Origin of the sequence: Pseudoalteromonas sp. SR43-3, assembly GCF_014163875.1 — a bacterium.
GTDB lineage: Bacteria > Pseudomonadota > Gammaproteobacteria > Enterobacterales > Alteromonadaceae > Pseudoalteromonas > Pseudoalteromonas distincta.
Genome location: NZ_JACJEC010000009.1, coordinates 16,444 through 35,470, shown reverse-complemented (window position 1 = coordinate 35,470; position 19,027 = coordinate 16,444). Strand labels below are relative to the sequence as shown.

Below are 19,027 nucleotides of genomic sequence, written 5' to 3'. Positions count from 1 at the left end.
TAATAGCACTGTGAATAAGCGCCACAATCAAATAAGTTATCTGAAAGCATAGCTGTACTTTTTAGTTAGTGTTCAAAGCGCTTATATGTTCCACGCCAATCTGAGTGTTCAGGATATTTAATCTTATAAGCATTTATTTCAGCCTTAGAAGCGTACTGAAAATAGATAGAGAAATAGTCACTTATGTAGCTTTCGCCGTCACCCATTCTCCAAAATATATCGCTCGGATGATAATTTGGAAATTTAATCCAAGGCGGTTTTGGCGGAGTATGCTTTAACTTATTTTCATAACGCTCTTTAAGCATTTTATTCCAAGCAGCTCTATGCTCTAGATACTTGCCCCATTTTTCATCGGTAGTGTTAGCTGGTTTTTCACTTCCCATTGATGAAATAGGTATAAGCATTAAAATAAACACTAAGACGGTGTAAATATTTATAAAATGACGCATGACTAAATATGAGCTTTAATAAATGCTTTTAGTTCTTCTTTTTCGGCTTCGTTTGTAAATGTGCTAGCTGGGATTATTAAAGCCAATAACTTGTCTACAAATATATATAAATCGCCTTTATTTTCTTCCATTGCTTCAACGGCTTGCCATTTATAAAAGTAACTTCCAAGATGATTAGTCTCGCGAATGCCATCAGCTTGAAATTCAATTGTTTTATTGCCAATCATTACGCCATTTTCATTGGGGATTGATTGCTCTTTTAACTTATGATTATTGTATAAAAATACAATAATTAATATTAAAAATGGCACTGCTACAATTAACCCACTTGGCCAATGAAAGTCAGAAAGGCGAATAGACTCGACCTGAAAGATAGTCATAAAAACAACAGTTATTACAAACCAAACAATCACATTTTTTATAACTCCTGAGTCTTTTTTACCTTGAGGCGTACACAACCTTTTTATTGCAAAATCAGCATAGTCGGTATAATTCTTTTTAGTAACAGTGATAGATTTGATCATAAAAAATGAATCCTAACTTTGTTTAAACATAGCGAACTACTTAAGCTATATAAATATAAGACCAAACAAAACCCGAACAAACTATTTCAAGCGCTTTGATCGACGTTTAAAAATAATTTAATAATTCGATCTATTTTAGTGGTGGTGGGGGCGCGATGATCATTTCTGGTTGATTTGCTCTGAGTAACTCTTTTAAATTTAACTGTATTCTTTCACCACACATTACAATTCCTTTTTTGTCTTTTGTTGTTGAATAACCAAGTACTATATTTAATGAATCTAATCTCTCAGGATTAACTTGAAAAAATACCTTGTAATAACCTTCATAACTATTAGCTTCAGTAAAATCCAAGTCTGCTAATAAAGTATCTTTTATCACTACTGTAAATGACGTTAAATAATAGTCTTTAAATATCTCAGGTACGTAGACATCATAGCCAACAAAGTTACCTACGCTATAGTCTTCATTTATTTTTGCAAAAGAGGCTGATTGGCCTAGTTCATCATTGCCGCAGGCAAATAATAAGCTAGTCCATAAAAAACATATAACTAAAAGTACTCGCATTTAAGTTCCAATATAACAGCTTTGCTAATAAGTACTTTTTCAAGCGTCCCTATTGCGTGGACTTCTATTAGTATCAAATAGCGTAAGTTATTGCGAACTATAAATAATTAGCAGCAGGCGGTGCTTATTTATAAGATGAGGCGATTATTCGAAGTATTATTTAGGCGGAAGTATTTTAAATTCACTTTATTTTAGAGGCCGGTTGATAGCTCACCACAGCTTGCTGACTGAAGTATAAATTTACCCCCAACACAGCAAGCTCGTCCTACGCCACATTAAAACTCAACTAAAACCTAGTGGTGATGCCCGCCTTGAATAGCCTCGCCTTGCTGGTTATAAAACCCCGTTGCGCTGTGCTCTATAAAACCAAGGTTTATCATTTTAGCTAAAAATGGGTCGCCTTCGTTATCGCCAATGTCGGCGTAATCGGTGGTTTGAAAGCGATCCCACTGTGCAAATTGAGCACTAATTAATGGCTCATTAGTGTTTACATTATTAAGGCTTAGCAATGTACTTGTTTGGCTTTTTTTATTACTAATACTAAATGTTTTAACTAATTTTGAATGCGTAATAAAGGCAAGGTTAAAGTCGTTGCCATTTTCGCTCAGTGTATAGTTTTTTACTTCATCGCAGCCTTTGCCTTGGGTGCTTACTAGGGTCATTTTTTCGATTAGGTGGTTATCCACCAGCTGACTTTTAGCACTCCAGTTTTGTACGCCGCGTACCTCAGATGGTTGGTATTCAATACCGCGTTGCTGGGCGTTAAAGTAACGTATTGGTCGTATTTGATTATTGGCTAAGTGCTGCCAAAGCTCGGTGATTACTTCACTTTGATGCGCTACTTGCTGGTTGTTTCGCCAAAGGGTAAGTGACTCGCTACTTTGCTGCGCTTTATGGCTGTTGGTAATTTTATAATCCGCTTTTAAATGCTTGGCATCAATATCACATTGCGAGGCAAAGCTACTTGTACTTACAAGCGTGGCAATTATTAATAACGCTTTTTTCATTTAGCTATCTCTTATTTATATTTCAAGTTTATGGCAATAACATAACGATTATAAATGTCAGTTTAATGACAAAAACCCCGCAAAGTAGGCGGGGGTTTTTATTTAGATATATTTAACTAAATTTATAACTAGCCGGTATTTATTGCGCTAGTTTTTCGTCTGCTGCTTTTACAAAGTCAGCGGCAAAGTCCATTACATGGAATAAAAAGCTTTGCTCGTTTGTGCCTGTTACCAAGTGTGCACCTGGGCCCATTGCATAAACGCCAACATCTTCACCGGCATGTGTTTCTGAGCCAAGTGGTACTAACGACTCTTGGTGAAAACCCGGTGTTGTTGTATCAACATCTGTTAAATCAACACGCCCTGTAACAGGTGCAAAGGCATAACCTGCATCGGCATCTGTCTCGCTACCTAAGTTTCTAAAGCCACCACCATTGGTGTAACCAACCGTTGTATAAGGCATATCATCGGCAGCTAAGCTTGGCTCAGTAGCGCCTACTGCAACCACTTTACCTAAAATTGGGTTACCGCGTTTAGGGTAACCAGCAATGGTAAATACATGGCTGTGATCGGCAGTTACAACTATTAATGTTTCTTCTGGGTTGGTGTTTTCCATTGCCACTTTAACGGCTTTGGCAAGCTCAATAGTGTCGTTTAACGCGTTATAAGCATTACCCGCATGATGCGCGTGGTCAATTCGACCCGACTCAACCGTTAAGAAAAAACCTTGCTCGTTGTTATCAAGCACGCTTATTGCTTTTTCAGTCATTTGTGAAAGCGAAGGCTCGCCTGCTACATCATTTGCTCGATCAGCTTCGTACTGCATGTGGGATTCGTTAAATAAGCCAAACACTTTAGTGGCGTCGTCACTTATTGCATCAAAACCGGTTTGATCCATTACGTACGTGCCATTTGGATATTGCGTTTTCCACTCTGCGGTTAAGTCGCGGTTATCTGTACGATCCCCTTCAACAGCACTTACTGCATCGGTTGAATTAAACGCAGCATCTTTTGGTAAAAAGTGACGACGACCGCCGCCCATTACTACGTCAATACCGTCTACATCAACACCACTAAAGCGTGCTTCTAGATTGGCTTCAAAGTTAACCAGTTGCGATGCAATGTCTTCACACGTTGCAGCACTTTCTGGCATATCGGAGATATCTTCCCAGTTACGCTCTGCCGATTTAGCATACGTTGCAGCTGGTGTTGCGTGAGTAATACGCGCTGTAGAAATAATCCCTGTTGCTTTACCTGCAATTTCAGCAAGCTCTAACGAGGTAACAAGTTCGTGCCCTTTGCCTGATGCACAATTACCACGCTCAACCGCTTCATCAATACCAATAACGCCTGCGTCGGTTTTAACGCCCGATGCCATTGCGGTCATAGTGCCTGCCGAATCTGGCGTTTGCGCATCTACGTTGTATGTTTTTACAAAGCCCGAAAAAGGCATAGTTTCAAAGCTTAACTGGTGATCTTCACCCATTTCGCCCTCTAACTGACCCGCTAAAATACGTGCTGCGGTTATGGTAGAAATACCCATACCATCGCCCACAAATAAAATAACGTTTTTAGCTTTGCCTGATTCAGTAACAATGTTGCTACTTGCTGTTTGTGCAGCACCTAATTTTGTTTGTGCTTCACTAAACCATGCATTACTAGTAAGCGAGGCTAATTGCTCGTTTGTGAGCGACGTTGCAGGTGCATTACACACTAAATTAGTTGAATTAACTTCGTCGCTGTCTAGCACGTCGTTATTATTGGTATCTGCGCCTACTTGAGTCTCTACACCGCCATTAATGCACTGCTCAGAGCCCACTGCAATAGCGTTATCTACTGCAATAATATTATTTTCATTTTTGTTATCGTCACTCGAGCAACCTGCTAGCGCGACCATTACTGCCAAAGAAAGTACCGTTAATTTGTTCATGTTAGCCGCCATTATTGCTGAGTTAGTTCAAGAGCTTGATTAATTAAATGAAATACAACGTTTTGTTCAATTACACCCTGTGCTAGCTGAGCACCAGGACCTTTAGCATGCAAAGATATGTCTTCACCTGCGTGTGTTTCTGAGCCCATTGGTACAGTTGCTTCTTGGTGAAAACCTGGGGTTGTTGTATCAACGCCATTTAGCTCAACACGCCCTGCTACAGCAGCACTTGTGTAGCTTGCATCAGCATCAGTCTCGTCGCCTAAGTTTCTAAAGCCTAAACCATTTGCGTAACCGACTGTGGTGTACGGCATATCGTCGGCGGCTAGGCTTGGAGTAGTTTCGCCTACTGCAACTACTTGACCTAAAATTGGATTACCACGCTTAGGGTAGCCAGCAATAGTAAATACATGGCTGTGATCGGCGGTTACTAAAATAAGGGTTTCTTCTGGGTTGGTGTTATCTACCGCTGCTTGCACGGCTTTAGCAAACTCAATGGTGTCGTTAAGCGCGTTGTATGCATTACCCGCGTGATGCGCGTGGTCAATTCTTCCCGACTCAACCGTTAAGAAAAATCCATTATCGTTTTTACCAAGCACTTCAATTGCTTTAGTGGTCATATCGGTAAGTGAAGGCTCGCCCGCTACATCGTTTGCGCGGTCAGCTTCGTACTGCATGTGGGATTCGTTAAATAAACCAAATACTTTAGTGGCGTCGTCTGCAATTGAATCAAAGCCTGTTTGATCCATTACGTACGTAGCATCTGGGTATTGTGTTTGCCACTCAGTTACTAGGTTGCGCTCGTCAGTACGGTCACCTTCTATAGCGCTTACTGCATCTGTTGAGTTAGCTGTTTCGTCTTTTGGTAAAAAATGACGACGACCGCCACCCATTACAAAATCAAGGCCGTCTACGTCGGTCCCTACAAATCGTGCTTCTAGGTTTTTTTCAAAGTTAACCAGTTGCGATGCAATGTCTTCACAGCCACCCGTTACGGCATCTTCTGGCATATCGGATACGTCTTCCCAGTTACGGTCAGCCGATTTAGCATATGTGGCAGCAGGCGTTGCATGAGTAATACGTGCTGTAGAAATAATACCGGTAGATAGCCCTTTAATTTCAGCCAATTCAGTCGCGGTAATTAGCTCGTTACCTGCCACTGTTGAACACACGCCGCGTTCAATATCTTCGTCTACACCAATAACGCCCACATCGGTTTTTACACCCGAAATAATAGCCGTCATCGTGCCTGCTGAATCAGGAGTTTGAGCATCTACGTTATACGTTTTAACTTGTGCAGAGTATGGGAACTCTTCAAAGCTTAAATAACCTTCTTCGCCAGATTGGTTATTACGCTGCCCTTGTAAAATGCGCGCGGCGGTAAGTGTAGAAATACCCATGCCATCGCCCACAAATAAAATGACGTTTTTAGCTTTAGTGGCTTGTGTAGCCTGCGCTTGTGCTGTTTTTGTTGTTAGTTTAGTTTGCGCAGCGCTATACCAGCTGCTGTCTTTTTGGCTTTGCGGTAGTACATCAGCATGGCTAACTGCGCTAAACGCAAATGTTAGCGCGATTGCCGCAGCGACTTTTTTAATTTTCATCCGTAATTCCCATTGTTTAGTGGTTATTTTTTGAAATGTGTAAACACAAAAAAGATCAACCGCTGCACTATAGAAAACAGATGTGACTGATAAAGGTAATTTTGATGAAAGTAAAATGACCAAACTATTACAACAATAAGTCACAAAAAAAGCGCAACGTGTTAAACGTTGCGCTTTTAAGGGAAATTATTGAGGGAGTTATTTAAATATTAAAAACGTGCTTTAAACGATACCCCAAAGTAGCGCTCTGCATCGCGCGGAATTTGATAACGGAAGTTATCGCCACTGTAGGTTGTTGCGTAACTTTCGTCGGTTAAGTTTTTAGCAATAAGTGATACTCTAAACGCGTCATCTTTAAACGATAAACCCACACTTGCGTTTAAAATACCGTAATCTGGTAATAAAGCAGCTGGATTAAATTCGCCTACGTTGTCTGGTAGGTCTGAGTATTGCTCGTCGGTGTAAATATAAGAGCCATTTATATGTACGTTAAAGCCATGGTCGGTTTCAATAAAGTAGTCAGCCGTTAGTGAGTATTTTAAATCTGGCGAAAATGGTACATCTAAACCTGAGCGGTCAGTACATGAACCTGCGGCTACCTCTGCCGGACAATTAAACTCGTCAATTTCAGCTTTAATATAAGCAACACCACCGGTAAGCGTTAGCGACTCTGTTGCAGCCCACATAAAGTCAACTTCAACACCTTGTGTACTTACATCACCCGCATTGGTTAAGCGCGTAATACAAGTGCCGTCTGAACAGTCAAAGTTGTTAGCTTGAAAGCCTTCAATTTCGGTTCTAAAAAGAGCCATGTTAAATACAAATTCGCGGCTTGCGTATTTGTAGCCTATTTCATAAGCGTCTGACTCTTCAGGTGCTATTTCACGGCTGTCGTTATCTGGATTAAAGTTATAATAAATATTAAACCCAGGGCCTTTGTAACCTTGCGAGTAAGTACCGTATACCATTTGGCCATCGCCTAAATCGTATTGCATACCTAGACGACCCGACACGTTGGTTTCTTCGGCTTTGCCTTCATCATCTGTATTAAGTGTTGCTGGGCGCACGCCTACACCGGTGCGGCCATACACATCATTACTTACACGGCGATGCGTGTAAGACACTTCATCGTCGGTGTAACGAATACCAAATAATACGCGTAAATCTTCAGATAAATCGTAAGTACCATCGGCAAAAGCGGCCCAGTTATTAAATTCTGTGCTCATAAAAGCAGTGGCCGATACAATATCGTTTGCGTTACAGCTAACACCTAGGCCTTGTGTGTAACCTTCTAAATCAGCAAGCGCTGTATCAAGCTCAGCGCCCGATAAGTTATTTTGCGCGTAAAAAGCCATTGCGCTATCAAGCTGGCCACCATTATTTTGACAACTAGCATCGCGAGTAAAGTTACGTTGTGAATCCATGTTCCAATAAAATAAGCCAGCAACATAGTTAAATGGCCCAGCTAGGTTTGATGTAACTCTAAATTCTTGCGAAAACTGATCCCATTGCTGTGCACCTAAATCGTGTAATTGAAACGGCGCGTCAAATACCGGCTCGCTGCTGTCGCCAGCAATAGAGGTAAAGTCGCCTTCACGGTACTCTGTGTTATCCCACGAACGCTGCGCTGTAATTGAAGTATATGTATAGTCGCCAATTGTTTTATCAACCTGTACCGAAAACGCGCTATGTTCGTCAATTGTCCGCGACTCGTAGTCGTGATCAACGCTGCGTTGGTCTAAATCAATATCGGCTACACCATCAACAATACCGTTACTATTTGGTACTGATTTTGAATCTGGATTACGGCCACTTGGTAGTGCTTCTAAGTCGGCACAACAATCATCGTCAGCGTTATAAAATTCAGCAATAAATTTTACGCTCAAGTCATCCTCTGGCTCGTATTTAAATACAGCACGTGCACCTTCACGGTCGTAACCGTTTACTTTTTCGTTGTTGTAAACGTTATCAATGTAACCGTCAAATTTACCTTTAAATACCGTTAGGCTTGCCGCTAGGTCGTCGGTTAAACCGCCGCTTATAACGCCTTTAAAACGGTATTCGTTATCTTGATAAAACGAGGTTTCTACGCTGCCTGTTGTGTCGTACGAGGGATCTTTTGTTGTTATGTTTACCACACCTGCTGAGGCGTTTTTACCAAACAATGTACCTTGTGGCCCGCGTAATACTTCAATGCGGTCTACGTCGTATAAATCGGCAAATGCTTGACCCGAGCGCCCAAGCACCACGCCATCAACAACAGTTGCTACACTTGGCTCGGCAGCAATACTAAATGAAATAGTACCAATACCGCGCACTGTTAGTGCTGAGTTACGGGTTGTGGTGCCTTTTCTAAAGCTAACCGAAGGGACAAGTGACTGTAAGCCTTCCATGTTATTAGCAAAAGCTGAATTAATTTGATCGCTATTAAGTACCGAAACCGCAACAGGTACTTCGTTTAAACTTTGCGTTCTTTTTTGTGAAGTAACGACTATTTTTTCAAACGTATCGTTTTTAGCTGTTTCTGTTTTTTGTTGTTCTTGTTCGGTTTGCTCTTGCTGCGCATGTACCTGCGCGCTAAGCGCTAAACCGGTTGTCATTGCTAACGTGACTGCCAAGCTTAAGACGGACTTTTTAGCTCTCATGTCATTCTCCATATTGTGCGTGTGTGCTGTGTGGTACCGCGCTAGCAATTGTGTGTGTTGCTAATAAAGCGGTGTCAGTGTGTGATACTTCCCTTAAAGCTCTTATATCTTATATAAGAGCTTTAAATTTAAACAAACTATCTTACTAATGCAAACATTATGTGAATTAAATGTGATTTAAGTTTGGTATACAGAATATAGCCGCAGGTTATGCGGCGTTTTTAGCACCAATACGCGCTAAGCTATTTTCGTAACTAACCTGCCAACGACGTACACTCCACCAGCTAAGCACTAAGGCTGTAGACCATACAGCAGCTAAACTTGGTACAAAGTACACACTGGTTCCACCAACCAATCCGAGTGGCGAAAATAATATATATAAGCTAACAATCAAGCTTACTAATACAATTGCGCAAGGTAATGCGTATTTCCAAGGGTTAAGGTCTACCTCAGCTTTGCGTGTAAATTGCCATGGTGTTTTAAGTGGTTTGTAGTAACCAATACCCAGCATTATCACCAATTCAATTAAGAACAAAATGGCGTAAATATGAATAAAGTTAATGTCTACATCCCATACAAATTTAAGCAAGGTGTAGGCAATAATATGGAATATAATCGCGACTTTAGCGCCCAGTGCAGGCACTTTTCGAGTAAACAAACCTACCAATACAATTGTGATGACCGGAATGTTGTAAAATCCTGTAAACACACGAATTATGTGCCATAAACCTTCAGGCGCAAACATCAATAATGGCGCAGTTATAAACGACAATATGGCAATAACAATACTAGTAATTTTGGCTACTTTTATAAGTTGGCTGTCTGTTACCTTATTTTTTTTCATTGGCTTATAAACGTCTAAGCAAAACAAGGTTGCCGCGCTATTGAGCAGTGAATTAAATGAGCTAAATACAGCACCTAGCAATACGGCCAAAAAGAACCCAGATAAATACTGTGGAAGCACTTCTTTTACCAAATGTGGGTAAGCTAAATCGATAGTTGGCAGGCTTTCGTGTTTATAAAGATGGTAAGCAATAACGCCAGGGATCATCATCATAAACGGTACTAGCACTTTAAAGTACCCTGAAAACAACACCCCTTTTTGACCTTCAACTAAGTTTTTAGCGCCCAGCGTACGCTGGATCACGTACTGATTAGTACCCCAATAAAACAAATTAGCGAGGATCATACCTGTAAAAATAGTGCCAAATGGCACGGGATCATCCTCGCTACCAATAGCGTTGAGTTTTTCTGTATCGGTGTTTACAAGGGTGCTTAACCCTTCTGAAAAACTACCGTCGCCTAGTGCTATCAAACCTAGTGTGGGCACTAGAATACCAATAATTAATAACCCAACACCGTTAATGGTATCTGATACCGCAACCGCCTTTAAACCGCCAAAAACAGCGTATATAGCGCCAACTGAGCCCACTGTAATAATGGTCACAATCAGGCTTGCTTCGTAACTCATATTTAATAAGGTAGGAACATCAAACAGCCTAAGTACGGCTATTGATCCTGAGTACAAAACCGAAGGGATCGTTATAAAACAATACCCTACCATAAATAAGATCACCGTCATACGGCGTACGGTATCGTCAAAACGATCCCGTAAAAATTCAGGCAAGGTAGAAAACGCACCCGCTAAATAACGAGGCAAAAAGATCAACGCCATAATAATGGTTGATACTCCCGCGGTTACTTCCCACGCCATTGAGCTTAGGTTGTAACCATAGGCTGAGCCATTAAGGCCAATTAGTTGCTCGGCCGATAAGTTAGTGAGGATCATTGACCCTGCTATAAATGTACCTGTTAACCCACGACCCGCTAAAAAGTAGCCATCTTGGGTGTTAACTTCCCCTTTGGTTTTTTGGTACGAGATATATCCCACCAGCGCCATAAACGCCAAGCACGATAGCAGTGTCATGGTAATGTTCATACCTTCCATCTTGCGCCCCTTTTAGCTTACTTTACTCGGTAAAAAGTAAGCTAATATCTTTATTATTGTGTGTGTTGTGTGTGTTTTATTAAGCCGAGTTTTATTTAGGCCATGCTGTTAATTGGCTCATGTCTTGTTCTGTGTGTTGAACCTCTGGGCCAAGCATTAGGCTGTCGCCTTCGCGTACAAATACTGCCATCTCTTCAAGTGCGAGTGTGTGCTCGTAGTACTTACCACCTTCGTAAGATTGTTTATCAGGAAAGCGAATCCAGTTGCCTTGTGGTAAATAAAACTTCACTTTACCGTTTGGTACGACACACGGCACTACTAACAATTTTTCACCGCACATAAATTGCTGATCAAAACTATGCGCTAGCACATCATCAGGAAATGCCAATGCCATGGCACGCTGAACCGGCAAGCCTGTTTGCTGCGCTTGCTCTGCACATGTTTGTAAGTACGGAATTAACTGGTAGCGTAATTTAAGAGCTGCAAATACCGCATCACTTGCTTGCTCGGTGTAAGACCACGGTTCGCGAGGACCAATACCGTGTAAGCGCATATGTGCGCTAAATACTGAAGCTTGTGCCCAGCGCACGTAAAGCTCTGCGTCGCGGGTGTCTTTGTAAAAACCACCAATGTCGGTTGCAAAAAATGGCCCACCCGACATACCCCACGCTAAACTGCCACGAATGCTTGCCGCTAAACCCTGCCAATCGGCTTGCGGGTCGCCGCCCCACTGTGCAGGAAAACGTTGGCTGCCCGTCCATGCTGAACGGCTAAACAAAAATGGCCCTGTTTTACAGTATTTTTCGGCGGCCTCAAAAACGCAGCGGTTATACAACATGCTGTAAACGTTGTGTAATCTTATGCCGCTGTCGCCACTGTGCGATACCATGTTTTCGTCTTCTAGCTGTTCGCCAAAGTCTGCTTTTATCATATCTACGCCAAGCTCAAACAATGGCTTGTGCGATTCGAGCCAGTATTCGTAAGCGTCGGGGTGAGTAAAATCTAAAATACCCGACTCTGGTAGTGGTGTAAGTACTTCGCCAAATGGGCTTAAATCCCACTCGTATTGATACGCTTTACCGGTGCGTTTATCTTTTATAAGCCAGCCATTTTCGGCCGCTTTAGCAAATAATGGGTTATTTACCGAGATCATCGGGTATTCCCATACGCAAATTTTAAAATCCATCGCTTTTAGTTCATCAAGCACTGGTTTTGGGTCGGCGTAGCGTGTTGGATCCCATTCAAATGCAAAGCGGGTGTCGGTGTCTTGCCATGCACGGCCATCAAGAGTAATTACATCGCACGGCATATTTTTAGCGCGTACTTCGCGGGCAACACTAAGTAATTCGTGAGCATCTTTGTAATACGCTTTTGATAAAATAACACCAAAGCTCCACTGCGGTGGTACCGGTGCAAAACCTGTTAGCTCGCAGTAACGGTTGATGCTTTGGGCAGGTGTTTGTTCTTGATATAAAAATACATCTAGCGCCTCATCTTCAACTAAACATACATATGCGCGTTGCGACCATAATGCATAACCTACACCATGGGTAACAGGCGCGGCTGTATGTACAAATAAATTCCAGCCTTCTGGGCTCCATGCATACGGGGTATTTTTATAAGACTTTTCGGCGTTAACGCCTAGCGCATCGTGGTTGTATGAACGAATAAGTTGGCCGCGTTTATCAAGCTTGCCCCATTTTTCGCCAAGGCCATACACGGCTTCGTCGTAGTTAAGCTCAAGGCTTAAAATCCAGCCGTTATCGGTTTTAGCCAGTGGCGGTAAACGGTGCTGGCGTACAAAGTGACCATCAGTTGCTGATTGCTGTACTAACTCATCGTTTTTATAAAGTTTGAAATGAAAAGGGTCGCTGTAAAATTCTAGGCGGTATTCGCCACCACTTACACTGTAATCATTATTGTTTTTGCTAAGTGTAAGAGGGTATTCTGATGGGGTTGTGGTTAATATTTTAAACTGCTCATCATGCGTGGTACCTGCATTTAAACGTAAGCCAAACTGGCTAATCGTTACGCTAATATCACCAAACTGAGTGGGCAAAACCAGCACATTACCTTGTAACTTTGGCTGTGCGGTTAAGCGTGCTGGCTCTATTGCGTTCCAGTCTGGCTCACGTAATTCAAATGCATTCATGGGAGTTCCTTAACCAATTATTAGTCTTGTATAAGACACAAGTTAAATAATTGTAATCCCCATGTCAACGTAAATAAACTCAAGATGAATTATTTACATCGCATTTTTTAAAAAATGCCAGGTGCCGATGTAGCCACCAGCGATACGCCGCTCAGTCCTAGTAACGTAATAGCTATAATGCGTATCCATTTAGCGTCAACGTAAGGCGTTAATTTACGAGCAAAATGCGTAACTAACAACACTAAGGGAATAGCCGCTGCAATTAAAAACATAATGTCGAGCCCCGGCAAAGTACCAAATAAGGCGATACCTACACGTACTAACCCGCCAATAGTAAATACCGCTAATAACGTACTGCGAATAGCTTCAATAGACCAACTTTGTTTATAACACTGAAACACAAGCGGCGGCCCTGAGGTTGAAAACAACCCACCAAGTAATCCACTCACCCCTCCAGCTATTAAAAACGAACGAGGGCGGCTTTGTTTATTAGCACGATCGCGGCCAATCAGCATTAAAGCGCAGCACAGCAGAATACTTACACCTAAAATAAAGTTTAAATAGTGCGTTAAATGCGACGACATAAACTCAAGTAGCACAAAACCTATCAGCATTAACGGTATACCGGTATACAACATAAGTTTTAGCTCGGGTACTTTTACCGAACTGCGGTTTTTAACGACCACGGTTGTTGAATTAACTAACCCTAGCAAACTCACTAAAAATGTAGTTGCCGTAAGTGGCAATACATCAAGCAACGTAAAGCTTGCAACCACCAGCAACCCAAAGCCAAACCCGCTAAGAGTTTGCATTACAGTGGCAAGGCTTAGGCACAACGCCATAAGCAAAATGAGTTCAAAAGAAATACTGAGCACTTTTAATTTCCTAAGGGTGAGCTATTGTAGTGTAACGATTTGTTTTTAGGCATAATGTATATTTTGCGCCTATAAAACATTACAGCAGTAGTTCACGTTTAATTGAGCTAGCGCAAATATGCGTAAAAGGTTTCACCTATGATATAACTACAGGTGGATTAAATTTAATGGTAAATAATAATGAGTAATTCTATGTTTGATCACAAATTAAGTGGCCCAAGCTTGGCTTTTCAACCGCTTTACTTACAAGTGGCTGATTATATTAAACAGCTCATTGTTGAAAGACGCTGGGTACCTGGCGAAGCACTACCAAGCGAATTTCGCCTTGCTGAAGAATTTAACGTAAGCCAAGGTACGGTTCGTAAAGCACTTAATTTATTAACCGACAATAAAATAGTGACTCGTCGCCAAGGCGTTGGTACGTTTGTATCAGAGCATACTGCGCAAGATGCCTTATTTAGGTTTTTTCCGTTACAAGCCGACGGTAAAGGCGCTGATTTGCCAAAGGCTGAACTGCTATCGGTTGAGCTTTGTGCAGCGCCAATTGAAGTAACAGAAGCGTTACAACTCAATAAAAAAGACAAAGTTACCAAGCTTGTTCGTAGGCGTATTCTTGATAACGAATTTTGCATGAGCGAAACTATATACCTACCGCAAAGCTACTTTCCTGATATACATCAAAGTAGTGATATTCCGCATACATTGTACCATTACTATCAGACCAAATTTAACCAAACTGTACACAAAACCCAAGACAGTATTAAAGCTGTACTTGCTACAGCTGATGATGCCAAAATGCTTGCTATTAAAGCTGGCGACCCACTGCTGTTGGTATCACGAATTACCGAATCAATCGAAGGTAAGCTAATTGAATACCGCCAAAGCAAATGCCGTAGCGATCATTACCACTATCAAATTGAACTTGATTAATTAAAAGCGTGTTTAGTGCTAAAAACTTACTTTAGCGCATAATAATTAAATATTTTTTAAAGGCAGCAAACGCTGCCTTTTTGCTGCCTGTAGGTTTTTTAACCCACCCATTTACTACTTTGCTGTTAACACAGTATTGACACTGTTTGATTCGTATAATAACTTATGTCTTATACAAGACCTAAGTCATTATGCATTTTTAACAGGAATTCCCAATGAGTTCATTAAATAATATCCCTCCAGTAGGGTTCGGTTTATGGAAAGTAGCACAAGAAGATTGTGCGCAAACGGTATACCAAGCCATTAAGGCAGGTTACCGCCATCTTGATTGCGCATCAGACTACGGTAACGAAGAACAAGTAGGCGATGGCATAGCCCAAGCAATAAACGATGGTTTATGTACTCGCGAAGAATTATGGGTAACATCAAAACTGTGGAATACCTTTCATGCACCAGAGCATGTTGGCCTCGCGATTGATAAAACACTGAGTGATTTAAAGCTAGATTACCTAGACTTATACCTAATTCATTTTCCGATTGCGCAAACATTTGTGCCAATAGAAACCCGCTATCCACCAGAGTGGTTTGTTGACCCAGACGCGCAAAATCCACAAATGGAGCTGGCAAAAGTGCCGCTATATTTAACATGGCAAGCAATGGAAGAGCAAGTACATAACAACAAAGCTAAACGCATTGGAGTATGTAATTACTCAAGCGCGCTGCTTCACGATTTAATGACCTACGCAAATATCAAACCCGCTATGTTGCAAATTGAGTCGCACCCTTATTTAACGCAAGAGCGATTAGTAAGATTAGCTAAGCAGTACGATATTCCGGTTACTGCGTTTTCACCACTGGGTGCGCTTTCATACCTTGAGCTAGAAATGGCTGATAAAACTGAATCAGTTCTTGAGCAAAGCGTTGTTAAAGCGGCTGCACACAATCATGGCAAAACGCCAGCACAAGTAGTTCTTCGTTGGGGCGTGCAACGCGGCACAGCCATTATTCCAAAAACTTCAAAACTTGAACGCATGAAAGAAAACCTCGCACTGTTTGATTTTGAATTAACAGAGCAAGAAATGGCGCAAATTTCTGCGCTTAACAGTAATCGCCGATTTAACGACCCTGGGCACTTTTGTGAAGCTGCCTTTAACCGTTTTCACCCAATTTACGATTAGGAATATATAATGTCAGCTACCGAAATTAACTACGCCTCAGTGCCAACTCAATTAACATTCGATGATTCGGTTTTTCCGTGCATTGTGGTTAATAACAATAACGCCAGCACCGTTGAAGAAGCGGTAGCTTTCATTCGCGCGAATAAAAGTGAATTGGCTACAAAGCTTCGCAGCTCAGGTGCTGTACTGTTTCGTGGCTTTCCGGTAAATAGCGCCGAAACCTTTGATACTTTTTCAGCCGGGTTTGACTACACAAACTTTACCTATAAAGAGTCACTGTCTAACGCGGTACGTATTAATTTTACCGAACGTGTATTTACAGCTAACGAAGCGCCAAAAGATGTAGAAATATACTTACATCACGAAATGGCGCAAACGCCTATTTCGCCAAGTAAATTATTCTTCTTTTGTAAATCGGCCGCAGAAAAAGGCGGTGCAACACCTCTTTGCCGATCAGATAAATTATTTAGTGCGTTAAAAGAATACGACAGCAAGCTTGCCCATGACTTTGAACACAAAGGCCTAAAATATACCACCTATATGCCAGCCGCTGACGACGCAACATCAGGCCAAGGCCGAAGCTGGAAAAGTACGCTAAGTGTAGAAACCAAAGACGAAGCACATAATAAATTAACCGAACTTGGTTACGAGTGGGAATGGCTTGAAGACGGCTCACTAAAAGCCGTTACACCGGTACTGCCTGCGGTAGTAACTCTTGAAAATAACGTACAGGTTTTTTATAACCAACTGATTGCCGCTTACATGGGCTGGAAAGGTGTACGCGAAAACCCATCAATCGCCATTACTTTTGGCGATGGTAGTGCAATACCCAAAGCAGGACTTGATAAAATTGTTGAGCTTTCTAAAGTATTTACCTTTGATCTTGCATGGCAAGACGGTGACGTTGCTTTAGTTGATAACGAAATGGCTATGCATGGTCGTCGCCCTTTTACAGGTGAACGTAAGCGCCAAGTATTAGTAGCACTTACCGCAGCTAAAGCGTAATGCAGCGCTTAAGCAGTAAATTAAGCTGTAAAATATCACCTTTATGGCAAGGTGCCAGCATTGCTGCAATGACTGGCCTTGCCGCCTTATTTTTGAGTGAGCATTACGGCGCGCCAGCCATGTTGTTTGCTTTGTTACTGGGTATGGCAGTCTCATTTTTGTATCAAAGCGATAGCCCTTGCGCCAAAGGTATCGATTTTACCGGCACCACGGTTTTGCGTGTAGGTATAGTACTGCTAGGCACACGCATAGCGCTGGGAGATTTAGTAACACTGGGTTGGCAAACAGCACTTATGTTAGCGGGCGCCATATTTACCACTATTATTTTAGGTGTAGTGCTAGCGCGCGTATTTGGCTTACAAAAACGCTTTGGTGCACTAACAGGTGGTTCGGTTGCTATTTGTGGAGCGTCTGCTGCGCTGGCTATCTCGTCTATTATGCCAAACAGCGAACATAAAGAACGCGACACCTTATTAACCGTTATTGGCGTAACAGCCATGTCGACTCTAGCTATGATCCTCTACCCTATTGTGGTTAATTATCTTGAGTTTGACGCCCATAATGCAGGCGTATTTTTAGGTGGCACAATACATGATGTAGCCCAGGTAGTGGGTGCAGGTTATTCGGTATCACCCGAGACAGGCGATATAGCAACTCTAACTAAGCTAGTACGTGTTGCAATGCTACTACCCGTTGTACTTATTATGATGGTTGTTATTAATCACTCAAATAAAGAAAAACACGGAGAGTTACCTAAAGTACCTGGGTTTTTAATTGGCTTTGTAATACTTATGGTAATAAATAGCTGCTTTTCAGTTCCTACAATAGTACTTGAAACCGCTAACGAACTTTCGCAGTTCTTTTTAATTGCTGCTATTTCAGCCATAGGTATGAAAACTAATTTAGGAAAACTAACCGAAGTAGGTATGAAACCCATTATTTTAATTGTGGCTGAAACACTTTGGATTGCGTTATTAATACTTGGATTTGTAATTTGGAGCTAAAGAATTACATTATTTAGGGTATATCTCAAAAAAAATTAGTAGGTAATTAGGTCATGTTTTAACCAATTAAAAGCTGTATTTTGCCTACTTTAAAACTACGCACAAAAACAGGCTTAACGTATTGATTAAACAAAGCTTACCTTTATTTTAAAAGTATAAAATATCATCTTAATCATAACTAATTAGTTAAAAAAACAACAAACAAATAAAGTACTTACTCTAAAATAAATTTACAATAGGGCTTGGTATATACTTTAATTTACTGTTATCCTGCCTCGCATCGGGTTGGCAGAAAACCCTATTTATTTGTAAGTACCACGTTGTTTTAGTAATAATCCTTCGCGTTATCCTCAGTTAAATGTATGTTTTCTTCCTGTTAAATTGCCTAATTTAAGGCGCACTTTTATTAATTCTTAGGATACTATTATGTCTACAACTACAACTGGTACAGTTAAATTTTTCAACGAAGCAAAAGGTTTTGGTTTCATCGAGCAAGAATCTGGTCCTGATGTTTTCGCACATTTCAGCGCAATCTCTGGCGACGGTTTCAAAACTTTAGCTGAAGGCCAACGTGTACAGTTTACTGTTACTCAAGGTCAAAAAGGCCCACAAGCTGAAAACATCGTTAGCATCTAATTGCTTTCGTTAAATGGGTTAGCAATAGCCCATTTTGAATACTAGTTTGAAAGAAGTTTTGTTTTATTTGTTAGTACCGAGTTGTTTTAGTAATAATCCTGCACGATATCCTCAAGTTAACTATTTTTTCCGGCTCAATCGCCTCTTTTCAGGCACACTTATATTAATTTTTTAGGATACATATTATGTCTAATACAACTACTGGTTCAGTAAAATGGTTTAACGAAGCAAAAGGTTTTGGTTTTATCGAGCAAGAATCTGGCGCAGACGTGTTCGCACATTTCAGCGCGATCTCTGGCGACGGTTTTAAAACTTTAGCTGAAGGCCAACGTGTACAGTTTACTGTTACTCAAGGTCAAAAAGGCCCACAAGCCGAGAACATTGTTAGCATCTAATTGCTACACAATTTAATGGGTTAGCAATAACCCATTTTGAATACTAGTTTGAAAGAAATTTTGTTTTATTTGTTAGTACCGAGTTGTTTTAGTAATAATCCTGCACGATATCCTCAAGTTAACTATTTTTTCCGGCTCAATCGCCTCTTTTCAGGCACACTTATATTAATTTTTTAGGATACA

The 19,027-nt window shown here is 41.2% G+C and carries 16 protein-coding genes; 6 read left to right on the top strand and 10 right to left on the bottom strand.

Going from position 1 to position 19,027, the window contains the following annotated elements; all coding sequences use genetic code 11:
• Positions 1-65 precede the first annotated feature (65 nt).
• The 10 genes from H5088_RS12080 to H5088_RS12035 all read right to left on the bottom strand — a co-directional run bounded on the left by H5088_RS12080 (position 66) and on the right by H5088_RS12035 (position 13,696).
• Positions 66-449 (bottom strand): hypothetical protein, encoded by a 384-nt coding sequence (locus tag H5088_RS12080; protein ID WP_002960201.1) that lies wholly within the window; start codon positions 447-449, stop codon positions 66-68.
• Between the two features lie 2 nt (positions 450-451).
• Positions 452-973: a YcxB family protein gene (locus H5088_RS12075; RefSeq protein WP_182696065.1), complete on the bottom strand. Its 522-nt coding sequence runs from the start codon at positions 971-973 to the stop codon at positions 452-454.
• Positions 974-1,103: 130 nt separating this feature from the next.
• Positions 1,104-1,538 (bottom strand): hypothetical protein, encoded by a 435-nt coding sequence (locus H5088_RS12070; protein WP_182696066.1) that lies wholly within the window; start codon positions 1,536-1,538, stop codon positions 1,104-1,106.
• A gap of 293 nt (positions 1,539-1,831) precedes the next feature.
• Positions 1,832-2,545 (bottom strand): hypothetical protein, encoded by a 714-nt coding sequence (locus tag H5088_RS12065; RefSeq protein ID WP_182752968.1) that lies wholly within the window; start codon positions 2,543-2,545, stop codon positions 1,832-1,834.
• A 139-nt stretch (positions 2,546-2,684) separates the two neighbouring features.
• On the bottom strand, positions 2,685-4,475 hold the full coding sequence (locus tag H5088_RS12060) for an alkaline phosphatase (RefSeq protein ID WP_182752966.1): 1,791 nt from the start codon (positions 4,473-4,475) through the stop codon (positions 2,685-2,687).
• Positions 4,476-4,486: 11 nt separating this feature from the next.
• Positions 4,487-6,076, bottom strand: a complete 1,590-nt coding sequence (locus H5088_RS12055) for an alkaline phosphatase (RefSeq protein WP_182752965.1) — start codon at positions 6,074-6,076, stop codon at positions 4,487-4,489.
• Positions 6,077-6,285: 209 nt separating this feature from the next.
• Positions 6,286-8,721 (bottom strand): TonB-dependent receptor, encoded by a 2,436-nt coding sequence (locus H5088_RS12050; RefSeq protein ID WP_182752964.1) that lies wholly within the window; start codon positions 8,719-8,721, stop codon positions 6,286-6,288.
• A gap of 208 nt (positions 8,722-8,929) precedes the next feature.
• Positions 8,930-10,669 (bottom strand): solute:sodium symporter family transporter, encoded by a 1,740-nt coding sequence (locus H5088_RS12045; protein ID WP_182712502.1) that lies wholly within the window; start codon positions 10,667-10,669, stop codon positions 8,930-8,932.
• 91 nt (positions 10,670-10,760) lie between these two features.
• On the bottom strand, positions 10,761-12,821 hold the full coding sequence (locus H5088_RS12040; RefSeq protein ID WP_182752963.1) for an alpha-xylosidase: 2,061 nt from the start codon (positions 12,819-12,821) through the stop codon (positions 10,761-10,763).
• A 107-nt stretch (positions 12,822-12,928) separates the two neighbouring features.
• Entirely contained in the window at positions 12,929-13,696 is a 768-nt protein-coding gene (locus tag H5088_RS12035; protein WP_024595864.1) for a sulfite exporter TauE/SafE family protein, read from the bottom strand.
• 180 nt (positions 13,697-13,876) lie between these two features.
• Here H5088_RS12035 and H5088_RS12030 point away from each other — a divergent pair, with 180 nt between their 5' ends.
• From H5088_RS12030 to H5088_RS12005, 6 genes are all read left to right on the top strand, one after another.
• The gene (locus H5088_RS12030) at positions 13,877-14,626 is read left to right on the top strand and encodes a GntR family transcriptional regulator (RefSeq protein WP_024600661.1); all 750 of its coding nucleotides are present in this window, start codon (positions 13,877-13,879) and stop codon (positions 14,624-14,626) included.
• Between the two features lie 215 nt (positions 14,627-14,841).
• Positions 14,842-15,804 (top strand): aldo/keto reductase, encoded by a 963-nt coding sequence (locus H5088_RS12025; RefSeq protein ID WP_076925524.1) that lies wholly within the window; start codon positions 14,842-14,844, stop codon positions 15,802-15,804.
• 9 nt (positions 15,805-15,813) lie between these two features.
• Complete coding sequence (locus H5088_RS12020; RefSeq protein WP_182752962.1) at positions 15,814-16,809, top strand: TauD/TfdA family dioxygenase; 996 nt, start codon at positions 15,814-15,816, stop codon at positions 16,807-16,809.
• Positions 16,809-17,813, top strand: a complete 1,005-nt coding sequence (locus H5088_RS12015) for a YeiH family protein (RefSeq protein WP_182737782.1) — start codon at positions 16,809-16,811, stop codon at positions 17,811-17,813. Before H5088_RS12020 ends, H5088_RS12015 begins: the two co-directional genes overlap by 1 nt.
• Positions 17,814-18,239: 426 nt before the next feature.
• Complete coding sequence (locus H5088_RS12010; protein ID WP_024595869.1) at positions 18,240-18,449, top strand: cold-shock protein; 210 nt, start codon at positions 18,240-18,242, stop codon at positions 18,447-18,449.
• A 185-nt stretch (positions 18,450-18,634) separates the two neighbouring features.
• Positions 18,635-18,844, top strand: coding sequence for a cold-shock protein (locus H5088_RS12005; protein ID WP_007580429.1), 210 nt, complete (start codon positions 18,635-18,637; stop codon positions 18,842-18,844).
• The last annotated feature ends 183 nt before the right edge of the window (positions 18,845-19,027 follow it).